This is a genomic window from Streptomyces sp. NPDC054813, assembly GCF_053611365.1.
Genome location: NZ_JBSHAF010000006.1, coordinates 476,864 through 496,178, shown reverse-complemented (window position 1 = coordinate 496,178; position 19,315 = coordinate 476,864). Strand labels below are relative to the sequence as shown.

The window sequence follows — 19,315 nt, the reverse complement described above, 5'->3', positions numbered from 1 at the left end:
GCACGCTCCCACACAGACCGACGCTCCGTCCGCCCGGGGGCGCGCCCGGCCCCGGCCTCCCGCCCCGCCCCCCCGACGGCGTTGCCTTCCAGAGGTGTTACCAGGCGGTGGCCTTCTCCTCCGAGGGGAGGAGGATCCACAGCGCGATGTAGAGCAGGAACTGCGGGCCCGGCAGCAGGCACGAGAGCAGGAAGATCACCCGCATCGTGGTCGCGGAGGTGCCGAAGCGGCGGGCCAGCGCGGCGCACACTCCGCCGATCATGCGGCCATGGGTGGGGCGGGCGAGGCTGGACATCCGCGTCTCCTTCGTGAGTGTCCGGTGCCGTGGGCGACCGGTTCGAGGCGGCCCGTGCGGCCCCTCATCTGCCCTCCACGGTACGGAGACGAACCGGGTCGAAGCGTCGCTCTACGGGGCGATCCCGACCCTGGGAATCGTCGGGGTACGACCCTGAGCCGCGTCCTCCTGGGGGAGGGCCGCGGGCCGCCGCCGCGCACCCCGCCGGCGGAGCCGGGAGCGGGTCGCCGGCACCACCGCCAGATGCGTGACGATCACACCGACCGTGTTCAGCAGGATCGAGTCGACGTCCACCACCCGCCCGGGCACCCCGGTCTGCAGCAGGGCTATGCCGAGCGAGATCAGGGCGCCGGTGGCGGCGGTACCGATCAGGGAGGCGAGCGGGGAGACGCGCAGCCGGCCGTGGACCAGCGGGAGCAGCACGCCCAGCGGGGCGAGCAGCCCGAGGCCCTCACCGATCCGGTGGGCCGCCTCGCGAGGGCCCAGCGTCAGGTCGGCGCGGATACCGGCGAACGGGTGCAGGTTGGCGGGCATCACCCACGGCACGTCCAGTGGCCGCAGCATCAGCCAGGCGACGAACGCGAGATGTGCGACAAGGAGGACACCCCCTGTCGCACGGACGCGGATCGCGGCGCTGCCGCCGATGGAGCCTTGACGCTGCACGCCCCCGTAGACGCGCCCGCGCACGCGAACGGTTCCGGATGCGAGGGGGTGAGGCTTTCCACACACGGTACGTGGAGCGCCCCGTCAGGGGCGCGGGGCTGTATCAATATGCGGCTCCGCCGCGTGGGTGCGATCAACCACACACGACCGGCACTCGCCCCACAGCCTCGGGCGGCACCCCATCAGGCGCCGAAACACCCCTCACCCAGAAGAAACCTCACTGGCCGGCGGCCGGTTCCCGCTCGGAGAGTTCCGCACCGCGTCCGTGCACTCGTACCGCAGCAGCGGCTCCCGCCCCGGCCCGCCCAGGATCACCGAACCGTCGCCCTCGGCCGCGGCCGAGTCGGAGAGCGTGCACACGATCTGGCCCAGCGCGTACGACGTCAGCTGGGCCGGCGACGTGCTCAGCCGCAGCGTGTCCTCGGGATCCCCGGGCCGGGGCCCGACGACCGACATCCCGCCGCGCACGTACGTCGTGTAGCCCGCCGCCTTCTCGGCGGCCGTGGGCGTCTCCGCGAGCTGGTCGAGGAGCCCCTGGGCGACGATCACCCGCCGCTGCGCGTCCGCCGTGCCCTCCGGGACCCGGACCTCCCGGTCCACGGTCACCAGCGAGGAGCCGCACAGCAGGAACACCTGCACCGGCACCCCGCGCGCGGACTGCGCCGACAGATCCGGCTGGCTCATCGAGCACGGCACCCGCGAGGGCGCCCCGCCGAAGTCGGTCGGCACCTCGGTGGCCCGGATCCCGCACCCGGAGAGCGCGAGCGCCAGCCCGGTGACGGCCAGGAGTCTTCGTACGTGCATCAGGCGTCCTTCTCCCCGGCGTCCTGGCTCTCCGCGGTGAGCGTCGAGGCGTCCCGGGGCAGCCGGAGGGTGAACACCGCGCCGCCCTCGGGGGAGTTGGCGGCGGTGATCGAGCCGCCGTGGATCCGGGCGTTCTCCGTCGCGATGGACAGGCCCAGGCCGCTGCCCTCGGAGCGCGGCCGGGAGGCGCTCGCCTTGTAGAACCGGTCGAAGACGTGCGGCAGGACGTCCTCCGGGATGCCCGGACCGTGGTCGCGTACGGCGATCACCAGGTCGCCACCTTCTTCCTGGTCCATGCGCACCGACACCCGTACCGGCGAACCGCCGTGCTTGAGCGCGTTGCCGATCAGGTTGGCGAGGATGACGTCGAGGCGGCGCGGGTCGAGGCGGGCGTGGATGCCGCGCTCGGCGTCCAGCTCCACCGCGTCCAGCCAGGCCCGGGCGTCGATGCAGGCGGTGATCTGGTCGGCGATGTCGACGTCGTCGAGGACCAGCCGGGCCGTACCGGCGTCGAAGCGGGTGACCTCCATCAGGTTCTCGACGAGGTCGTTGAGGCGGCGCGTCTCGCTGACGACCAGCCGGACGGCGGGCTCGATCATCGGGTCCATCGACCCCGACTCCGCCTCCAGCTCCTCCTCCAGGATCTCGGTCACGGCGGTGATCGCGGTGAGCGGCGTACGCAGCTCATGGCTCATGTCGGCGACGAAGCGGCGCGAGGCGTCGTCGCGCGCGGCCATGTCGTCGACCCGTTTCTCCAGCGCCTCGGCCGCGTCGTTGAACGTCCGTGAGAGATCGGCGAGTTCGTCCGTCCCCGACACCCGCAGCCGGGTGTCCAGCTTGCCCTCGCCGAGTCGCCGCGCGGCGACGCCCAGCCGGTGCACGGGCTTCAGCACGGTCGTGGCGGCGGCCTGCGCGAGCAGCGCCGAGCCGATGAGCGCCAGCCCGGTGGCGATACCCAGCGACCACGCCAGCGAGTTGAGGTCCTTCGCCTCCGGCTCCAGGGACTTCATCATGTAGCCGGACGGCCCGCCGCCGATCAGCCGGGTCCCGGCCACCAGGTACGGCGTGCCGTGGTCGACGACCCGCTGCCAGTACAGGTGGTACGCCGACTTGTTGGAGTCGGTCAGCTTCTGCTGCTTGTCGACGGCCGTGCGCAGCGACCGGGGCACGTCGTCGAGCGCGAACGCGCTCAGCCCGTCCGAACTGCCGTACACCGTCTTGCCGTCCGGGTCCTGGCCGACCAGTAACACGCTGAACCGCTGGCTGCTGCCGGCCATCTGCCCGGCGGTGCGCTGGAGTTCGTCCTGGGTGGGATGGACGGGCAGCGCTCCGGCCCGGTTCTGCATCTCCTGCTGGAAGTCGCGCAGCACCGCGTCCTGGGTACGGGTGAGCACGGCCTCGCGGTTCAGCCAGTACGCGATGCCTGACGCGGACACGGCCGCGGTCAGCGCGACGAGCCCGAAGACCACCACGAGCCGCAGCCGCAGACTGGTGAAACGCAGCCTGGACACGGCTCCCCTGCGATCCGCGGCCCAGCCGCGGAAACCCCCTTGCCGGTCCGTCACTGAGGAGCGTCCAGGCGGTAGCCGACACCACGCACGGTACGGATGAGGGTCGGGGAGGAGGGCACGTCCTCCACCTTGGCGCGCAGCCGCTGCACACAGGCGTCCACGAGCCGGGAGTCACCGAGGTAGTCGTGCTCCCAGACCAGCCGCAGCAGCTGCTGCCGGGACAGCGCCTGCCCGGGCCGCCGGCTCAGTTCGAGCAGCAGCCGCAGCTCGGTCGGCGTCAGCTGGAGGTCCTCGCCGTTCTTCGTCACGGTCATCGCGGACCGGTCGATGACGACATTGCCGTAGGTCGCCGAGTCGCTGGACTCCCGCTCCCCGCGGCGCAGCACGGCCCGGATCCGGGCGTCGAGCACCCGGCCCTGGACGGGTTTGACGACATAGTCGTCGGCCCCGGACTCCAGCCCGACCACCACGTCGATGTCGTCGCTGCGCGCGGTCAGCAGAATGATCGGCAACTGGTCCGTGCGCCGGATCCGTCGGCACACCTCGAACCCGTCGATGCCGGGCAGCATGACGTCGAGGACGATCAGATCGGGCCGCTGCTCACGCAACAGCTTCAGACCGTCCTCACCGGTCGCAGCGGTGGCCACCCGGTGCCCCTGGCGCGTCAGAGAGAGCTCCAGGGCCGTACGGATGGCGTCGTCGTCCTCGATCAGCAACAGGGAAGGCACGGGCTCATTCTGGCCCATGCGGGGCCTGTCGTACGACCTGTGCGACCGGTAGCCGCCCGCAAACCTCCCTAGCGCCACCATCTGTGCATCTTGTGTGGACTCTCTGTGCCGAACCCCTGTGACAGGTCTGTGACAGTCGACGGATACGGCCGTGAAGGTGGCCCGGCAGAGTTCTCGGCACAGGCAGGCGAGCGGAACGCGGCGAGCGGCCTGAGCAAGCCGAACTACCGGAAGTCCACGACGGGGGGCGCGAGATGAACACGCTGATCGGTCACAGCACCAGCGCAGTGATCACGCGTCTGCACGACGTGAACCGGGGTTCCGAGAAGTCCGGTGCCGTGAGCGGGCGGGGGTGCGCTCGCGGCACCGGGCGTCAGCACACCGCCTACATGACGGTGGTTGACGGCTTCACGGGGGAAGCACACGGGGGATCCGCATACGGGGAGGACACGGGGGAGCAGCGCTCGCTGACCGAGGCGGAGTTCACCGCCTACGTCCAGGAGCGCCGCGCCTCCCTGTACGCGACCGCCTACCACCTGACCGGTGACCGCTACGAGGCCGAGGACCTGCTGCAGAGCGCGCTGTTCTCGACCTACAAGGCGTGGGACCGGATCAGCGACAAGGCGGCCGTGGGCGGTTATCTGCGGCGGACGATGACCAACCTGCACATCAGCGCCTGGCGGCGCCGCAAGCTCAACGAGTACCCGACCGAGGAACTGCCGGAGACGCCCGGCGACACGGACGCGATGAGCGGCACCGAGCTGCGCGCGGTCCTGTGGCAGGCGCTGGCCCGGCTCCCCGAACTCCAGCGCACCATGCTGGTCCTGCGCTACTACGAGGGCCGCACGGACCCGGAGATCGCGGAGATCCTCGACATCAGTGTCGGCACGGTGAAGTCCAGCATCTGGCGGTCGCTCCGCCGGCTGCGCGAGGACGAGGTCCTCAGCTTCGGCCGTGACGAGGAGAGCGCCTTCGGGGAGCTTGTCGCCTGAAGGTGAGGGGATCCGGGGGGATCCCGACGGGGAGGGCCCGGGGGGACTCACGGGGGACGCGAGTCAGGGCCCATGGGGGAAGCGAGTCCGGGGGGACTCGCGGGGAAAGCACGGGGGAGCTCCGCCACGGGGGACACGGGGGTGTTCGGCGGAGCAACGGGGGAGCGGGACTGGAGGGCCGGGGGGTCCATCCAGTCCCGCGCCCTTTTGCGCGTGACCGGCGCCGCTCTCGCGGACGTGGTTGCTCGCCGCTGTGGTTCCTCAGTTGATGGTTGCGGTGGTCTTCGCTGTCCCGTGGCGCCCGACGGCGGCCGCCGCCAGCCGGCCCAGCGCCTCGTCCCGGTCGCACGGGTGCGCGCCCAGCGACACCTGGCGGGCCACGATCGCCCGCTCCGAGCGCATCAGCCGCCAGCCCCGGCGCAGCAGGAACGGCACCGACTTGCGGCCCTCCTTGAGATCGCGCAGGAAGCGCCGCCGGAAGGTCCGCATCGGGCCCCGGTTCAGGCAGAGCGCGTCGGCCAGCAGCCCCAGCTCCCGGCAGCGCTCCACTATCTCGGCGGCGAAGATGCCCTCCGCGATGAACAGCGGGGTACGGCCGATGTGCAGCGGTTCCTCGCCGGTACGGGCGCTCAGCGCGATGTCGTACACCGGCACCGGCGTCGACCCGGTGGCGCAGAGCCGGGCGATGGCCTCGACCGCGACCTCCGCGTCCCAGGACTCCGGGTGGTCCCAGTCGATGTCCGAACTCCCCGCCACCAGCGGCAGAGTCGGGTCGTCGCCCTCCTTGTAGAAGTCGTCGAGGCGCAGGACGGGCAGCCCGGAACGGGCGGCGACGAGTGACTTGCCCGAGCCCGAGGGGCCGCACAGCAGCACGACACGGGCGGGGGACGGGAGATGAAGGCTCACGGAACACCAGTTTGACGTATGGGGGGCCTGCTGCCGACCCCGCGGGTCGGCTTTGGAGCGTGAGTCACACCTCAACTACCCTGAGTGTCGACAGGATTACCCTGAGCACCCGAAGGTGGCATCAGCAATGGCCCGAACCGCGTCCTCCCCGCATCCGACCGCTCAGCGCGCCCTGGTCGCACTCGCCACGGCGGGGGTCGCGCTCGGCGCGGGCGCCACGACGGCCGCCGCGGACACCCAGCACGTCATGGACCCCCTGGTGCGGACCCGGTCCAGCTCGCTCGGTCACATCGACCCGCAGGCGGGCATGCAGGCGCTGGGGACCGTACTGCCGTATGTCACGGGGCCGGTGGCCGGGCTGAAGCCCAACCCGCTGGCGGGCACGGGTGTCGACCCCCTGGACAACGGGGTGGGGACGCGGGTGGCCGACTTCCGGCCGGTGTCGTCGAAGATGCTGACGGGGCCGGTGGCGCAGGCGTCGTCGGTCGGGGAGATTCCGGTGCTGGGGCAGGCGCTGGGAAACGCGGGGAGTTGAGCGCCGCGTAAGGGGCGTGGGGGGGGGGGGGGGCCGCCCCCCCCCCCCCCCCGCGGCCCCCCCCCCCCCCCCCCCCCACGGATGCGAATCAGTAAGAAGACCCTGACGCGCCCAGCGCCCCCGTCGGGTGCCAGACCGTCTTCGTCTCCAGGAAGGCCGTGAGGCGCTCGGTTCCCGGGGTCCCGGCGTAATCCACAGGCTGTGGACGAAGCACGCGCTTGAGGTTGTCGGCCGCCGCGACCTCCAGCTCCTTCGCCAGCGCCTCGTCGGCGCCCGCGAGGTCGATCGCGTTGACGTCCTGGTGGGCGGCGAGGGGCGCCGCGATCTCCGCCGTACGGCCGGAGAGGACGTTGACCACTCCGCCGGGGACGTCGGAGGTGGCGAGCACCTCGGCCAGGGAGAGTGCCGGGAGCGGCGACTTCTCGCTGGCGACGACGACCGCCGTGTTGCCGGTCGCGATCACGGGCGCGACCACGGACACCAGGCCCAGGAACGACGACGCCTGCGGTGCCAGGACGGCCACCACACCGGTCGGCTCGGGGGAGGAGAGGTTGAAGAACGGGCCCGCGACCGGGTTGCCGCCGCCGACCACCTGGGCGATCTTGTCGGTCCAGCCCGCGTACCAGACCCAGCGGTCGATGGTCGCGTCCACGACCGCGGCGGCCTTGGACTTGCCGAGGCCCTCCGCGTCCGCGACCTCGCGCACGAACTGGTCCCGGCGGCCCTCCAGCATCTCCGCGACGCGGTAGAGGACCTGACCGCGGTTGTAGGCCGTGGCCCCGGACCAGCCGCCGAACGCCTTGCGCGCGGCGACCACCGCGTCCCGGGCGTCCTTGCGGCTCGACTGCGGCGCGTTGGCCAGCCAGTTGCCCTTCGAGTCCGTCACCTCGTACACCCGGCCGCTCTCGCTGCGGGGGAACTTGCCCCCGATGTACAGCTTGTAGGTCTTGAAGACGCTCAGACGCTGCTGCTCGGACTTATCGGACATCGAGGTACGCCTCCAGACCGTGGCGGCCGCCCTCGCGGCCGAAGCCCGACTCCTTGTAACCGCCGAACGGCGAGGTGGGGTCGAACTTGTTGAACGTGTTGGACCAGATCACGCCCGCGCGCAGCTTGCCCGCGACGGCGAGGATCCGGGACCCCTTCTCCGTCCAGATGCCGGCGGAGAGGCCGTACGGGGTGTTGTTGGCCTTCGCCACCGCCTCGTCCGGGGTGCGGAAGGTCAGGACCGACAGCACCGGGCCGAAGATCTCGTCACGGGCGACGGTGTGCGCCTGGGTGACGTTCGTGAAGAGCGTCGGGGCGAACCAGTAGCCGGCGGAGGGGATCTCACAGGCCGGGGACCAGCGCTCGGCGCCCTCCGCCTCGCCCTGCCGGACGAGGGAGGTGATGCGCGCGAGCTGCTCCTCGGAGTTGATCGCACCGATGTCGGTGTTCTTGTCCAGCGGGTCGCCGAGGCGAAGGGTGGACAGGCGGCGCTTCAGGGAGTCGAGCAGTTCGTCGTGGATCGACTCCTGGACGAGAAGCCGGGAGCCCGCGCAGCAGACCTGGCCCTGGTTGAAGAAGATGCCGTTGACGATGCCCTCGACGGCCTGGTCGATGGGGGCGTCGTCGAAGACGATGTTCGCGCCCTTGCCGCCCAGTTCGAGGGTGAGCTTCTTGCGGCTGCCCGCGACCGTGCGCGCGATCTCCTTGCCGACGGCGGTGGAGCCGGTGAAGGCGACCTTGTTCACGTCCGGGTGGGCGACCAGCGAGGCGCCCGCGTCGCCGTAGCCGGGGAGGATGTTGACGACGCCCCTGGGCAGGCCCGCCTGGCGGCAGATGTCCGCGAAGAAGAGGGCCGACAGCGGTGTGGTCTCCGCCGGCTTGAGGACGACCGTGTTGCCGGTGGCCAGCGCCGGGGCGATCTTCCACGCCAGCATCAGGAGCGGGAAGTTCCAGGGGATGACCTGGCCGGCGACGCCGAGGGGCTGCGGGTTCGCGCCGAAGCCGGCGTGGTCGAGCTTGTCCGCCCAGCCCGCGTAGTAGAAGAAGTGCGCGGCGACCAGGGGGAGGTCGGCGTCGCGCGTCTCCTTGATGGGCTTGCCGTTGTCCAGGGTCTCCAGGACGGCCAGCTCACGGCTGCGCTCCTGGATGATCCGGGCGATACGGAAGAGGTACTTGGCGCGCTCGGAGCCCGGCAGCGCGGACCACTTCTCGAAGGCCTTGCGGGCGGCCTTGACGGCCCGGTCGACGTCCTCGGCACCGGCCCGGGCGACCTCGGAGAGGACCTCCTCGGTCGACGGGCTGACCGTCTTGAAGACCTTGCCGTCGGCCGCGTCGGTGAACTCGCCGTCGATGAAGAGGCCGTAGGCGGGCGCGATGTCGACGACGGAGCGGGACTCGGGCGCCGGTGCGTACTCGAATGCGGTGGTCATCTTTTCCTTGGCCATGGTGATCAGTCCACCGTCACGTAGTCGGGGCCGGAGTAGCGGCCGGTCGCCAGCTTCTGACGCTGCATCAGCAGGTCGTTCAGGAGCGAGGAGGCGCCGAAGCGGAACCAGTGGTTGTCCAGCCAGTCCGTGCCCGCCGTCTCGTTCACCAGGACGAGGAACTTGATCGCGTCCTTGCTGGTGCGGATGCCGCCGGCGGGCTTGACACCGACCTGGACACCGGTCTGCGCGCGGAAGTCGCGCACGGCCTCCAGCATGAGGAGGGTGTTCGCGGGCGTGGCGTTCACCGCCACCTTGCCGGTGGACGTCTTGATGAAGTCGGCGCCGGCGAGCATGCCCAGCCAGGAGGCCCGGCGGATGTTGTCGTACGTCGACAGCTCGCCGGTCTCGAAGATGACCTTGAGCCGGGCGGCGCCCGAGGCCTCCTTCACGGCGACGATCTCCTCGTACACCTTGCCGTAGTTCCCCGCGAGGAACGCCCCGCGGTCGATGACCATGTCGATCTCGTCGGCACCCGCGGCCACGGCGTCCCGCACGTCGGCGAGCTTGACCGGCAGGGCCGCGCGGCCCGCCGGGAAGGCGGTGGCGACCGAGGCGACCTTGACGCCGGAGCCGGCGACGGCCTCCTTGGCGGTGGCCACCATGTCGGGATAGACGCAGACGGCGGCCGTGGCGGGGGTCGTACGGTCCGTCGGGTCCGGGTGGACCGCCTTGGCGCCGAGCGCCCGGACCTTGCCCGGGGTGTCCGCGCCTTCCAGCGTCGTCAGGTCGACCATCGAGATGGCGAGGTCGATGGCGTACGCCTTCGCGGTGGTCTTGATGGAACGGGTGCCGAGGGAGGCGGCACGCGCCTCCAGGCCGACCGCGTCGACGCCGGGCAGCCCGTGGAGGAAGCGGCGCAGCGTGCTGTCGGACGCGGTGACGTCAGCAAGTGCGTGGGGTGCGGTGGTGGGCATGGTCACCACCCGAGCATATCTACGCGCGTAGCGGCTGTACACCCCGAGGGAACGGTTCTTCTCGGCGCCGGGGAACGGCACCGCGTGCGGTGGGGGCGCGGCCCTGTGCCGTGGGGCGGGCAGGCGGGGCGGGCAGGCGGGGGTGCGGGCGGCCCGTGCGCGGGCGTGGCCGGGTCGCAGGCGGTGCCCGACCGCGTTCCGGGCTGGCGTGGCCGGGTCGCAGGCGGTGCCCGACCGCGTCCCGGGCGGCGGCCGGGCGCATGGCTGAGGCAGAATCGGCGCATGACCTCGCCCCTCGTCAAGGACCACGCCTACCGATCGCCGCAGGCGCTGGTCGGCGGAGTACTCCTGCTCGTCATCATCGGCTGGCTCGGCTTCGACGCGCTGTTCCGGGGGCACGGCCACACCCCGTGGCTCGCGCTCGCCACCATGATCCTGGTCGTGCCGCTGGTGGTCGCCTTCACCCTGCGCCCGGCCGTGTTCGCGGGACAGGACCGGCTGCGGGTGCGCAACCCGTTCCGGGTGGTCACGATCCCGTGGGGGGAGATCGCCGGCCTGCGCTCCGGCTACTCGAACGAGGTCGTGACCAAGGACGGCGCGAAGTACCAGCTGTGGGCCGTCCCGGTGTCCCTGCGCGGCCGGAAGAAGGCGGCGCGCCGGCAGGCCAAGGTGGCGTCGGACGCGCGGCGCGGGCGCACCGGGTCCGCGGGCGGCGGGTTCGGCGGCCTCGGCGGCTTCACCACGGGCACCGGCTTCGGCGGCCTGCGGCCCCCGTCCCCCGTGGAGGGGGACGGCCCGGTGCGCGCGGAGACCGACAAGGTCATGGACGAACTGCGGGAGATGCTGGAGAACCGGGGCCGGGCCGAGTCCGCGCAGGGCGGGATCACGGTCCGCTGGGCGTACGAGGTGGCTGCCCCGGCGATCGCGGGCGCGGTACTCCTGGCGATCCTGCTGGCGATGGGCTGACCGGCACGCGCTCGGTGCCGGGCCCCCCCGTGACGGGTGGCCCGGCACCGTTGTTCAGGGGTTCGCCCGGTCGGGGGTCAGCGGACGTCGACGTAGTCGGACGGGGAGACCACGGCGGCGGTCGTGGCCGTGCCGGCGTAGGACCAGCGGTAGTCGCCGTCGGTGTACGCGCGGACGGTGGTGGAGACGGTGCCGTCGGCGGCGGTGGAGGCCGTCTTCAGGGCTCAGCGTGCGGTCGCCTCTTTCGCCGTGGGCGTCCGAGAAGCAAGCGACGGCCCAACTCCCCATGAATCACGGCGCGCTCGGCCACACCAGCAGCATGTACGCACCGCAGTACACCGACCCCGCCACCGCGGCCGTCAGCGCCAGCACCCGCAACCGCCGTGACGCGCGGGCGAGATACCCGGCGACGGGCAGCAGCAGCGGGAAGCCGGGGAGGAGGAAGCGGGCCCGCGGGAAGTAGACACCCCCGCTGGCCACCACGATCACCAGCAGGACCGCGCCGTACACCAGCAGCGGCACCGGCTGCCGGTCCGCCACCGCGAGCCCGAACAGCACGACCGACGCGAGCATCGTCAGGCTCACCACGATCAGGAACAGCTCCGGCCGGGGGACCTGCCCGAACAGGTGCCGCAGCCAGCGCACGGTCTCCGTCCCGCCGTCCAGCTCGTTGTGCCACATCCGCTGTACGGCGAAGTAGCCGTCCCAGCGGCCCAGTCTGAGGCCCACCCAGCCGACGTACGCGCACCAGCCGAGGGGGGCCGCCAGGGCCGCCGTCAGGGCGCGGGCCGAGAAGCGGGTGCGCAGGGAGAGCAGCGCGGTGACCGTCACCGCGGCGGCCACCGCGATGCCGGTCGGCCTCGTCAGCCCCGCCAGCACCGAGCCCGTCGCCGCCCACAGCCAGCGCTCGGCGAGCACCGCGTACAGCGTCCACGCGGCGAACGCCGTGAACAGGGACTCGGTGTAGCCCATCCACTGCACCAGACCCACCGGGTACGCCGCCCACAACACGGTGAGCAGCACCCCGACCTGCCGCCCACCCAGCCGGTCGCCCACCGCGAACACGCCCCAGGCCGCGACCAGCGACGCCAGCCAGGCGAGGCCGAGCCCGGTACTGGCCCGGGTGCCCGGGGTCAGCACGGCCACGGCCTTGACCAGCAGCGGATACAGCGGGAAGAACGCCAGGTTGTTGTGGTCGTAGGCGGTGCCCAGGACGTGCGTGTACCCGTGGTCGGCGATCCCGAGATACCAGCGGGAGTCCCACTGCGTCGCCAGCATCGGCCACACCCCGTGGTGCCGCCGGTGCGCCCAGACGGCGAGGAACGCCAGGCCGGTGAGGCGTACCGCGAGATACGCGGTGAGGGCCGGGGCCGCCCGGCGCAGGGCGTGGCGGGGGACGGCCGCGGCGGGGAGGTGGGGCCTTCGGGAGCCCGGGATGTGTCCGCTGGGGGCGGTGTCGGGGGCGGTCGAGGACACGGCGGCGGCTCCAGTACGACGGCTGCGGCGGGCGGTACCGGATCACCGTTCCCCGGGAGCCGGGGCGGGGCGCGGTGGGTGGGACGGTCGCCGTCGCGAAATCACCCGTAGGGGTGCCCCTGGACGGAGGGGCACCCCTACGGGGTGTCGGAGAGGGATGTGTCGGGACGGGGCTTCGGGGCGGGGTGTCAGATGCCGGCCGCCGCCGACAGGTCCTGCTTGATCGCGGCCAGGGTCCGGGTTGCCTTGGCCCGGGCCGCCGGGAGGTCCGCGTGGGTGGCCACCGGGACGACCACTTCCAGGTAGCACTTCAGCTTGGGCTCGGTACCGCTGGGGCGGACGACGACCCGGGCGCCGGTGAGCGTGTAGCGCAGGCCGTCGGTGGGCGGGAGCCGGTCCGTGCCCCGGGTCAGGTCCTCCGCGTCGGTGACGGGGAGGCCGGCGAGTGCGGTCGGGGGCTGCTCGCGGAGCCTGCGCATGGCGTCGGCGATGACGGAGAGGTCCTCGACGCGGACCGAGAGCTGGTCGGTGGCGTGCAGGCCGTGCTCCACGGCGAGGTCGTCGAGGAGGTCGAGGAGGGTACGGCCCTCCTCCTTGAGGACCGAGGCCAGCTCGGTGATCAGGAGCGCGGCGGTGATGCCGTCCTTGTCGCGGACGCCGTCGGGGTCTACGCAGTAGCCGAGGGCCTCCTCGTAGCCGTAGCGCAGGCCGTCGACGCGGGCGATCCACTTGAAGCCGGTGAGGGTCTCCTCGTACCGCAGTCCCGCCTTCTCGGCGATCCGGCCGAGGAGGGAGGAGGAGACGATCGACTCGGCGAACACGCCGGTGACGCCGCGGCGGACCAGGTGGGCGGCGAGGAGGGCGCCGACCTCGTCGCCGCGGAGCATGCGCCATTCGCCGTCGTCCTTGACGGCGGCGGCGCAGCGGTCGGCGTCCGGGTCGTTGGCGATGATCAGGTCGGGGTCGGTCTCGCGGGCCATCGCGAAGGAGAGGTCCATCGCCCCGGGCTCTTCCGGGTTGGGGAAGGCGACGGTCGGGAAGTCCGGGTCCGGGTCGGCCTGTTCCGCGACGAGGACCGGCTCGGGGAAGCCGGCGCGGGCGAAGGCGGCGAGGAGGGTGTCCTTGCCGACGCCGTGCATGGCCGTGTAGACGGTCCGTGCGGTGCGGGGGGAGCCGGGGGCCAGGACGGCGTCCGTACGGGCCAGGTAGGCGTCCAGGACAGTGTCGTCGAGGGTTTCCCACCCGGTGTCGGGGCGGGGGACGGCGTGGAGGCTCGCGATCGCGTGGATCTCGGCGGCGATCTCCGCGTCGGCGGGCGGGACGATCTGGGAGCCGTCGCCGAGGTAGACCTTGTAGCCGTTGTCGCGGGGCGGGTTGTGGCTGGCGGTGACCTCCACGCCGGCGACCGCGCCCAGGTGCCGTATGGCGAACGCCAGGACCGGGGTGGGGAGGGGGCGGGGGAGGACGACGGCGTGGAGCCCGGCGCCGGTCATGACGGCCGCGGTGTCGCGGGCGAAGTCGGCGGACTTGTGGCGGGCGTCGTAGCCGATGACGACGGTGCCCGTGCCGTGGCCGTGGTTTTTCAGGTACGCGGCGAGGCCGGCGGCGGCGCGGATGACGACGGTGCGGTTCATGCGCATCGGGCCGGCGCCGAGTTCGCCGCGGAGGCCGGCGGTGCCGAACTGGAGGGTGCCGGCGAAGCGGTCCGACAGCTCGGTGGTGTCACCGGCGTCGATCAGCTTGGCCAGCTCGTCGCGGGTGTCCGGGTCCGGGTCCTCGGCCAGCCAGGTCCTGGCCCGGGCGATGAGATCGTCTTGCACGGTCGTCGTCCAACCTCTCGTGGTGTGCCTGCGGCGCCGGTGCTGCTTCGGTGGGGGTGCGCGTAGCGCCTACGGGTGGTGGTGAGTCGGGGCCGGGGCGGGGAGTCTCCGTCCTCGGACCGGCGGTGCTGTCTCTCGTACCGCACAGGGACAACGGGCGCCGGCCACTGCGGGCGGAGACTCCCCACCCCGTCCCCTTCCCGCCGCGTGCGACCGACACCGGCCCCCCGATCGACCGACGACCCGTTGCGGGCCGCGGGTCGCCGACGGTCCGGTGGGTGGCCGGCATTCCGTCGTGGGGCGCGGGCAGCCGATGGGCCGTCGGGGCGGCGGTCCGTTGCGGTGCCGGGTGTCTGTGCCCACTCAGGGGCGCGGGGAACTGCGCGACCGGCCACTCTGCGACCTTCCGTGGCACCCCCTGCCGCGTCTCTCAGATCCGGCCCAGTACCTGCGCGAGCAGCTCGCCCATCTGCGCCGCCGAGTCGCGGCCGGCCTGGAGGACCTCCTCGTGGTTCAGCGGTTCGCCGGTCATGCCCGCCGCCAGGTTCGTCACCAGGGAGATGCCCAGGACCTCGGCGCCCGCCTCGCGCGCGGCGATGGCCTCGAGGACCGTCGACATGCCCACCAGGTCCGCGCCGATGACGCGGGCCATGCGGATCTCGGCCGGAGTCTCGTAGTGCGGGCCGGGGAACTGCGCGTAGACGCCCTCCTCGAGGGTGGGGTCGATCTCCTTGCACAGGGCGCGCAGGCGGGGCGAGTAGAGGTCCGTCAGGTCGACGAAGTTCGCGCCGACGATCGGGGAGGTCGCCGTGAGGTTGATGTGGTCGCTGATGAGGACCGGCTGGCCGGGGCGCATGCCCTCGCGCAGGCCGCCGCAGCCGTTGGTGAGGACGATGGTCTTGCAGCCGGCGGCGACGGCGGTGCGGACGCCGTGCGCGACGGCGGCGACACCGCGGCCCTCGTAGTAGTGCGTGCGGCCCAGGAAGACCAGCGCGCGCTTGTCACCGAAGGAGTACGAGCGGATCTTGCCCCCGTGCCCCTCGACGGCCGGCGGCGGGAAGCCGGGCAGCTCGGTGACCTGGAACTCGGCGTCGGGAGCGCCCAGGGCGTCGACGGCCGGAGCCCAGCCGGAGCCCATCACGAGGGCGACGTCGTGGGTCTCGGCGCCCGTGAGCTCGCGCAGGCGCGCGGCGGCCGCCCCGGCAGCGGCATGGGGGTCGCCCTGGATGTCGTCCGGAAGAAGAGATGCGTTCACGCGGATGAGAGTAGCCGGTCTGGGCCTACGCGCGTAGATGAGTGAGCTCACGGGATGGCGATCGTTGTCTTGTCGTTTCCAACGAGCGGTGTGACGCAGGCAACTTTTGGGCCGGCTGTGTGTGGTCTGTGCGGTTTGGGGGCTCAGCAGGGGCGCTTGCGGAGTTCCATGACGTAGTCGTGCGGGGCGCCCGCCGACTCCGCCGCGTCGGCGATCTCGCCGAGGTAGCGGGCCGAGGGGAGACCGCCCTCGTAGCCGTTGAGGACGTAGAGCCAGGCGGTCTCCTCGCCCTCCAGCGTGTGCACGCGCACGCGTGCCCGGCGGTAGATGCCCATGCCGACACCCTCCCAGCGGTCCATGGACTCCTCGTCCATCGGGGCGAGGTCGTAGAGGCCGACGAAGACCTGGGCGAGGGGGTCCTCGACGATGGTCGCCAGCGAGCCCTCCCAGCCCATCTGCTCGCCGCCGAAGGTCAGCCGCCATCCGTTCAGCCAGCCGGTGGCACGGAGGGGGGAGTGCGGGGCGCGGCGGGACATCAGCCGTGCGTCGAGATTGCCGGCGTACGCGGCGTAGAGCGACGACATGGAGAGAGGGTACGGCAGCCGCCACAGGTACCTCTCCAGCCCCAGGAAGCGCCGGGTGGCGCCCCCCGGGCAATAGCACCTTGAGGGGTGCGGGACAATGGAGTACGTGACTCGGATCGTGATCATCGGTGGCGGACCCGGCGGATATGAAGCGGCCCTGGTGGCCGCGCAGCTCGGCGCGGAGGTGACCGTCGTCGACTGCGACGGTCTGGGCGGAGCGTCGGTGCTGACCGACTGCGTGCCGTCGAAGACTCTTATCGCTACGGCCGAGGTGATGACCAACTTCGACTCCTCGTACGAGGAGCTGGGGATCATCGTCGCCGACGACACCCCGCCGCTGGAGCAGGCGGCCCGGGTGGTCGGGGTCGATCTGGGCAAGGTCAACCGGCGTGTGAAGCGGCTTGCGCTCGCTCAGTCGCATGACATCACGGCCTCGGTGACGCGTGCCGGCGCCCGGGTCATGCGGGGGCGGGGCCGGCTGGAGGGCATGCAGGCCCTGGACGGGTCGCGGAAGGTCGTGGTCGCGGCCGCGGACGGGAGTGAGGAGACCCTCACGGCGGACGCGGTGCTCATCGCCACCGGCGGTCACCCGCGCGAGCTGCCCGACGCCCAGCCCGACGGCGAGCGCATCCTGAACTGGACCCAGGTCTACGACCTCACCGAGCTGCCCGAGGAGCTCATCGTGGTCGGGTCGGGTGTGACCGGTGCCGAGTTCGCCGGCGCGTACCAGGCGCTGGGGTCGAGGGTCACGCTGGTGTCGTCGCGGGACCGCGTGCTGCCGGGTGAGGACCCGGACGCGGCCGCCGTTCTGGAGGACGTCTTCCGGCGCCGTGGCATGAACGTCATGGCGCGGTCGCGGGCCGCCGCCGCCAAGCGGGTGGGGGACCGGGTCGAGGTGACGCTCGCGGACGGCCGGGTCATCAGCGGTTCGCACTGTCTGATGGCCGTCGGTGCGATTCCGAACAGCGCCGGTCTCGGGCTGGAGGGTGCGGGCGTCAAGCTGCGCGACTCCGGGCACATCTGGACCGACAGGGTGTCGCGGACGACGGCTCCGGGGGTGTACGCCGCCGGTGACGTGACGGGTGTGTTCGCTCTGGCGTCGGTGGCCGCCATGCAGGGGCGGATCGCGATCTACCACTTCCTGGGCGACGCGGTGGCTCCGCTGAACCTGAAGACCGTCTCGTCGAACGTGTTCACCGATCCGGAGATCGCGACGGTCGGCTACACCCAGGCGGACGTGGACGCGGGCAAGATCGACGCCCGGGGCGTGAAGCTGCCGCTGCTGCGCAACCCGCGCGCGAAGATGCAGGGCATCCGGGACGGCTTCGTGAAGCTGTTCTGCCGGCCGGGTACGGGGATCGTGGTGGGCGGTGTGGTGGTTTCACCGCGGGCCTCGGAGCTGATCCATCCGATCTCGATCGCCGTCGACAACAATCTGACGGTCGAACAGATCGCGAACGCATTCACCGTGTATCCCTCTCTTTCGGGGTCGATCGCGGAGGTCGCACGGCAGCTGCACACGCGGAAGACCGGCAGCGAACTCTGACGGCCGGAACCGACTCCCCGCTGGTCACGGGGAGTTGTCGAGCATGCGTACGGCATAGTCGGGTGGGGTAGCTCCTATACCACTTCCGACCCTGCTGTGCGAACAACTTCTGCTATTCGGCGCAAACTGCTGAAAGCAGACGGTCGTTGGGGTTACTGTCAGTTTCGTGTTCGCTGCAGAACGTCGCCAATTGATCCTCGAAATGGTGCGCGCGAACGGGGCCGTATCGCTCCGTGAGCTCGCCCGCGTCGTCCAGACCTCAGAAGTGACCGTACGGCGGGACGTGCGCGCACTGGAGGCAGAAGGACTCCTCGACCGCCGGCATGGCGGTGCGGTTTTGCCGGGCGGGTTCACGCGGGAGTCCGGCTTTCCGCAGAAGTCACATCTCGCGACCGCCGAGAAGACGGCCATCGCCGATCTCGCCGCGGGTCTCGTCGAAGAGGGCGAGGCCATCGTGGTCGGGGCGGGTACCACCACCCAGGAACTCGCGCGCCGGCTGGCGAGAGTGCCCGGACTCACCGTCGTCACCAACTCGCTGCTGGTGGCGCAGGCGTTGGCCCATGCCAACCGGGTCGAGGTCGTCATGACCGGCGGCACCCTGCGCGGCTCCAACTACGCCCTGGTCGGCTCCGGCGCGGAGCAGTCCCTGCAGGGGCTGCGGGTGTCGAAGGCCTTTCTGTCGGGCAGTGGCCTGACGGCCGAGCGCGGGCTGTCCACGTCCAACATGCTGTCGGCGTCCGTCGACCGGGCGCTGGTGCAGGCCGCCGCGGAGGTGGTCGTCCTCGCCGACCACACCAAGCTCGGTACGGACACCATGTTCCAGACCGTGCCGACGGACGTCATCACCCGGCTGGTCACGGACGAGCCGCCGCCTCACGACGACCGTGCCGCCACGGAGCTCCAGGCCCTCGCCGATCAGGGGGTGCAGATCGCTGTGGCCGGAGCGTCGGGAAACCCGGGGGGTGATCAGGTCCCGGCGCGTCAGCAACAGCATCAACAGCGTCGGGACGTATCCCTTCCGGGGCCGCGGCGGAGTCAGGTGCCCGGGTCGGGGCTGCGGTCGGCTTCGATGATGAACGGGGAGCCGCCGACGGGGGGCGAGCGGGGGCGGGTCGCTGATATGCGGCGGCGCTGAGGGCTTGAGTGCCTGGGCGCCGTGGGGACGGGTTCGTGGGTTCGATGTGGCTGGTCGCGCCCACGCGGCGGTGGCCGCGGACCGGACGCAGCCCCGCGCCCCTAGGCAAGTCCGCGCAGCGTCAGCTGGAGCAGTCTGTCCGCCAATTGCGGGTCTCCCGGTGACTCCTCCGCTGCCAGGGCGATGGCGTGGGTGAGTTGGAGCAGGTCGCCGATGTGTACGTCCGCCCTTACCGCGCCCGACTCCTGGGCTCGGGTCAGGAGGGCGTTGCCCGCCTCCCGCATCGGGGTGCCGCAGCGGGCCAGGGCCGAGGCCGACGACGCTGACATCAGGGCCCTCGACAGGCCCCGGTAGGCGGCCGCATGGCCGACCACCTCGTGGAGCCACGTCAGCAGGGCCCTGCACGGCTCAGGAGCCGTCAGCAGCTCGCGGGCCCTGGCGAGGAGTTCGTCCACCGCGTCCTCGAAGACGGCACTCATCAGGGCGTGCCGGTTCGGGAAGTGCCGGTACAGGGTGCCGATGCCCACGCCCGCCCGGCGGGCCACGTCCTCCAGCGAGGCGTCGGTGCCGTGCTCGGCGAACACGGTACGGGCCTCGGCGAGCAGCCGGTCGTGGTTGCGTCGGGCGTCGGCGCGCATGGGCCGTTCCAGAAAGTCGGGTGCCCGGCGAACGGGCGGGTGCCGTTCGCCGGGCGATGCGGTTCGGGGCCTC

General features: G+C 71.9%; 19 protein-coding genes. 5 read left to right on the top strand and 14 right to left on the bottom strand.

Annotation, left to right across the window (positions count from 1 at the left end; genetic code table 11):
• Window positions 1-97: 97 nt before the first annotated feature.
• From ACWGJB_RS15470 to afsQ1, 5 genes are all read right to left on the bottom strand, one after another.
• Window positions 98-295, bottom strand: coding sequence for a PspC domain-containing protein (locus ACWGJB_RS15470; RefSeq protein ID WP_089099209.1), 198 nt, complete (start codon window positions 293-295; stop codon window positions 98-100).
• Between the two features lie 111 nt (window positions 296-406).
• The gene (locus tag ACWGJB_RS15465) at window positions 407-958 is read right to left on the bottom strand and encodes a VanZ family protein (RefSeq protein WP_453380675.1); all 552 of its coding nucleotides are present in this window, start codon (window positions 956-958) and stop codon (window positions 407-409) included.
• A gap of 201 nt (window positions 959-1,159) precedes the next feature.
• Window positions 1,160-1,762: a hypothetical protein gene (locus ACWGJB_RS15460; RefSeq protein WP_453380648.1), complete on the bottom strand. Its 603-nt coding sequence runs from the start codon at window positions 1,760-1,762 to the stop codon at window positions 1,160-1,162.
• Window positions 1,762-3,327, bottom strand: a complete 1,566-nt coding sequence (locus ACWGJB_RS15455) for an ATP-binding protein (RefSeq protein WP_453380647.1) — start codon at window positions 3,325-3,327, stop codon at window positions 1,762-1,764. The genes ACWGJB_RS15460 and ACWGJB_RS15455 overlap by 1 nt, the downstream gene beginning before the upstream one ends.
• Window positions 3,324-4,001: a two-component system response regulator AfsQ1 gene (gene afsQ1 / locus ACWGJB_RS15450; protein WP_174855921.1), complete on the bottom strand. Its 678-nt coding sequence runs from the start codon at window positions 3,999-4,001 to the stop codon at window positions 3,324-3,326. The genes ACWGJB_RS15455 and afsQ1 overlap by 4 nt, the downstream gene beginning before the upstream one ends.
• Window positions 4,002-4,255: 254 nt before the next feature.
• On the opposite strand from afsQ1, the gene ACWGJB_RS15445 reads away from it, so the two are divergent.
• Window positions 4,256-4,993 carry a SigE family RNA polymerase sigma factor gene (locus ACWGJB_RS15445; protein ID WP_453380646.1) on the top strand — a complete coding sequence of 246 codons (738 nt, stop codon included), beginning with the start codon at window positions 4,256-4,258 and terminating at the stop codon, window positions 4,991-4,993.
• A 261-nt stretch (window positions 4,994-5,254) separates the two neighbouring features.
• On the opposite strand, the gene ACWGJB_RS15440 is transcribed toward ACWGJB_RS15445, so the two are convergent.
• The gene (locus ACWGJB_RS15440) at window positions 5,255-5,899 is read right to left on the bottom strand and encodes a uridine kinase family protein (protein WP_453380645.1); all 645 of its coding nucleotides are present in this window, start codon (window positions 5,897-5,899) and stop codon (window positions 5,255-5,257) included.
• 127 nt (window positions 5,900-6,026) lie between these two features.
• On the opposite strand from ACWGJB_RS15440, the gene ACWGJB_RS15435 reads away from it, so the two are divergent.
• Entirely contained in the window at window positions 6,027-6,434 is a 408-nt protein-coding gene (locus ACWGJB_RS15435; protein ID WP_453380644.1) for a hypothetical protein, read from the top strand.
• 88 nt (window positions 6,435-6,522) lie between these two features.
• On the opposite strand, the gene ACWGJB_RS15430 is transcribed toward ACWGJB_RS15435, so the two are convergent.
• From ACWGJB_RS15430 to deoC, 3 genes are read right to left on the bottom strand one after another with little or no spacing between them, the layout of a single operon-like run.
• Complete coding sequence (locus tag ACWGJB_RS15430) at window positions 6,523-7,422, bottom strand: aldehyde dehydrogenase family protein (RefSeq protein WP_453380643.1); 900 nt, start codon at window positions 7,420-7,422, stop codon at window positions 6,523-6,525.
• Complete coding sequence (locus ACWGJB_RS15425) at window positions 7,412-8,851, bottom strand: aldehyde dehydrogenase family protein (RefSeq protein WP_453380642.1); 1,440 nt, start codon at window positions 8,849-8,851, stop codon at window positions 7,412-7,414. The genes ACWGJB_RS15430 and ACWGJB_RS15425 overlap by 11 nt, the downstream gene beginning before the upstream one ends.
• A gap of 20 nt (window positions 8,852-8,871) precedes the next feature.
• On the bottom strand, window positions 8,872-9,828 hold the full coding sequence (deoC, locus tag ACWGJB_RS15420; RefSeq protein ID WP_453380641.1) for a deoxyribose-phosphate aldolase: 957 nt from the start codon (window positions 9,826-9,828) through the stop codon (window positions 8,872-8,874).
• 276 nt (window positions 9,829-10,104) lie between these two features.
• On the opposite strand from deoC, the gene ACWGJB_RS15415 reads away from it, so the two are divergent.
• The gene (locus tag ACWGJB_RS15415; RefSeq protein ID WP_453380640.1) at window positions 10,105-10,788 is read left to right on the top strand and encodes a PH domain-containing protein; all 684 of its coding nucleotides are present in this window, start codon (window positions 10,105-10,107) and stop codon (window positions 10,786-10,788) included.
• Window positions 10,789-11,079: 291 nt separating this feature from the next.
• On the opposite strand, the gene ACWGJB_RS15410 is transcribed toward ACWGJB_RS15415, so the two are convergent.
• The 4 genes from ACWGJB_RS15410 to ACWGJB_RS15395 all read right to left on the bottom strand — a co-directional run bounded on the left by ACWGJB_RS15410 (window position 11,080) and on the right by ACWGJB_RS15395 (window position 15,923).
• Complete coding sequence (locus ACWGJB_RS15410) at window positions 11,080-12,264, bottom strand: hypothetical protein (RefSeq protein ID WP_453380639.1); 1,185 nt, start codon at window positions 12,262-12,264, stop codon at window positions 11,080-11,082.
• 188 nt (window positions 12,265-12,452) lie between these two features.
• Complete coding sequence (locus ACWGJB_RS15405) at window positions 12,453-14,084, bottom strand: phospho-sugar mutase (protein ID WP_453380638.1); 1,632 nt, start codon at window positions 14,082-14,084, stop codon at window positions 12,453-12,455.
• 430 nt (window positions 14,085-14,514) lie between these two features.
• Complete coding sequence (locus ACWGJB_RS15400; RefSeq protein WP_351693056.1) at window positions 14,515-15,339, bottom strand: purine-nucleoside phosphorylase; 825 nt, start codon at window positions 15,337-15,339, stop codon at window positions 14,515-14,517.
• A gap of 143 nt (window positions 15,340-15,482) precedes the next feature.
• Window positions 15,483-15,923, bottom strand: a complete 441-nt coding sequence (locus tag ACWGJB_RS15395; RefSeq protein WP_450754577.1) for a gamma-glutamylcyclotransferase — start codon at window positions 15,921-15,923, stop codon at window positions 15,483-15,485.
• A gap of 97 nt (window positions 15,924-16,020) precedes the next feature.
• Here ACWGJB_RS15395 and ACWGJB_RS15390 point away from each other — a divergent pair, with 97 nt between their 5' ends.
• Both ACWGJB_RS15390 and ACWGJB_RS15385 read left to right on the top strand, forming a co-directional pair.
• A complete protein-coding gene (locus ACWGJB_RS15390) occupies window positions 16,021-17,469 on the top strand; it encodes an NAD(P)H-quinone dehydrogenase (RefSeq protein ID WP_453380637.1) in 1,449 nt (482 codons plus the stop codon).
• Window positions 17,470-17,671: 202 nt separating this feature from the next.
• Entirely contained in the window at window positions 17,672-18,604 is a 933-nt protein-coding gene (locus tag ACWGJB_RS15385; protein WP_453380674.1) for a DeoR/GlpR family DNA-binding transcription regulator, read from the top strand.
• Between the two features lie 101 nt (window positions 18,605-18,705).
• Here ACWGJB_RS15385 and ACWGJB_RS15380 read toward each other — a convergent pair whose 3' ends face one another.
• Complete coding sequence (locus ACWGJB_RS15380; RefSeq protein WP_453380636.1) at window positions 18,706-19,242, bottom strand: TetR/AcrR family transcriptional regulator; 537 nt, start codon at window positions 19,240-19,242, stop codon at window positions 18,706-18,708.
• Window positions 19,243-19,315 lie beyond the last annotated feature (73 nt).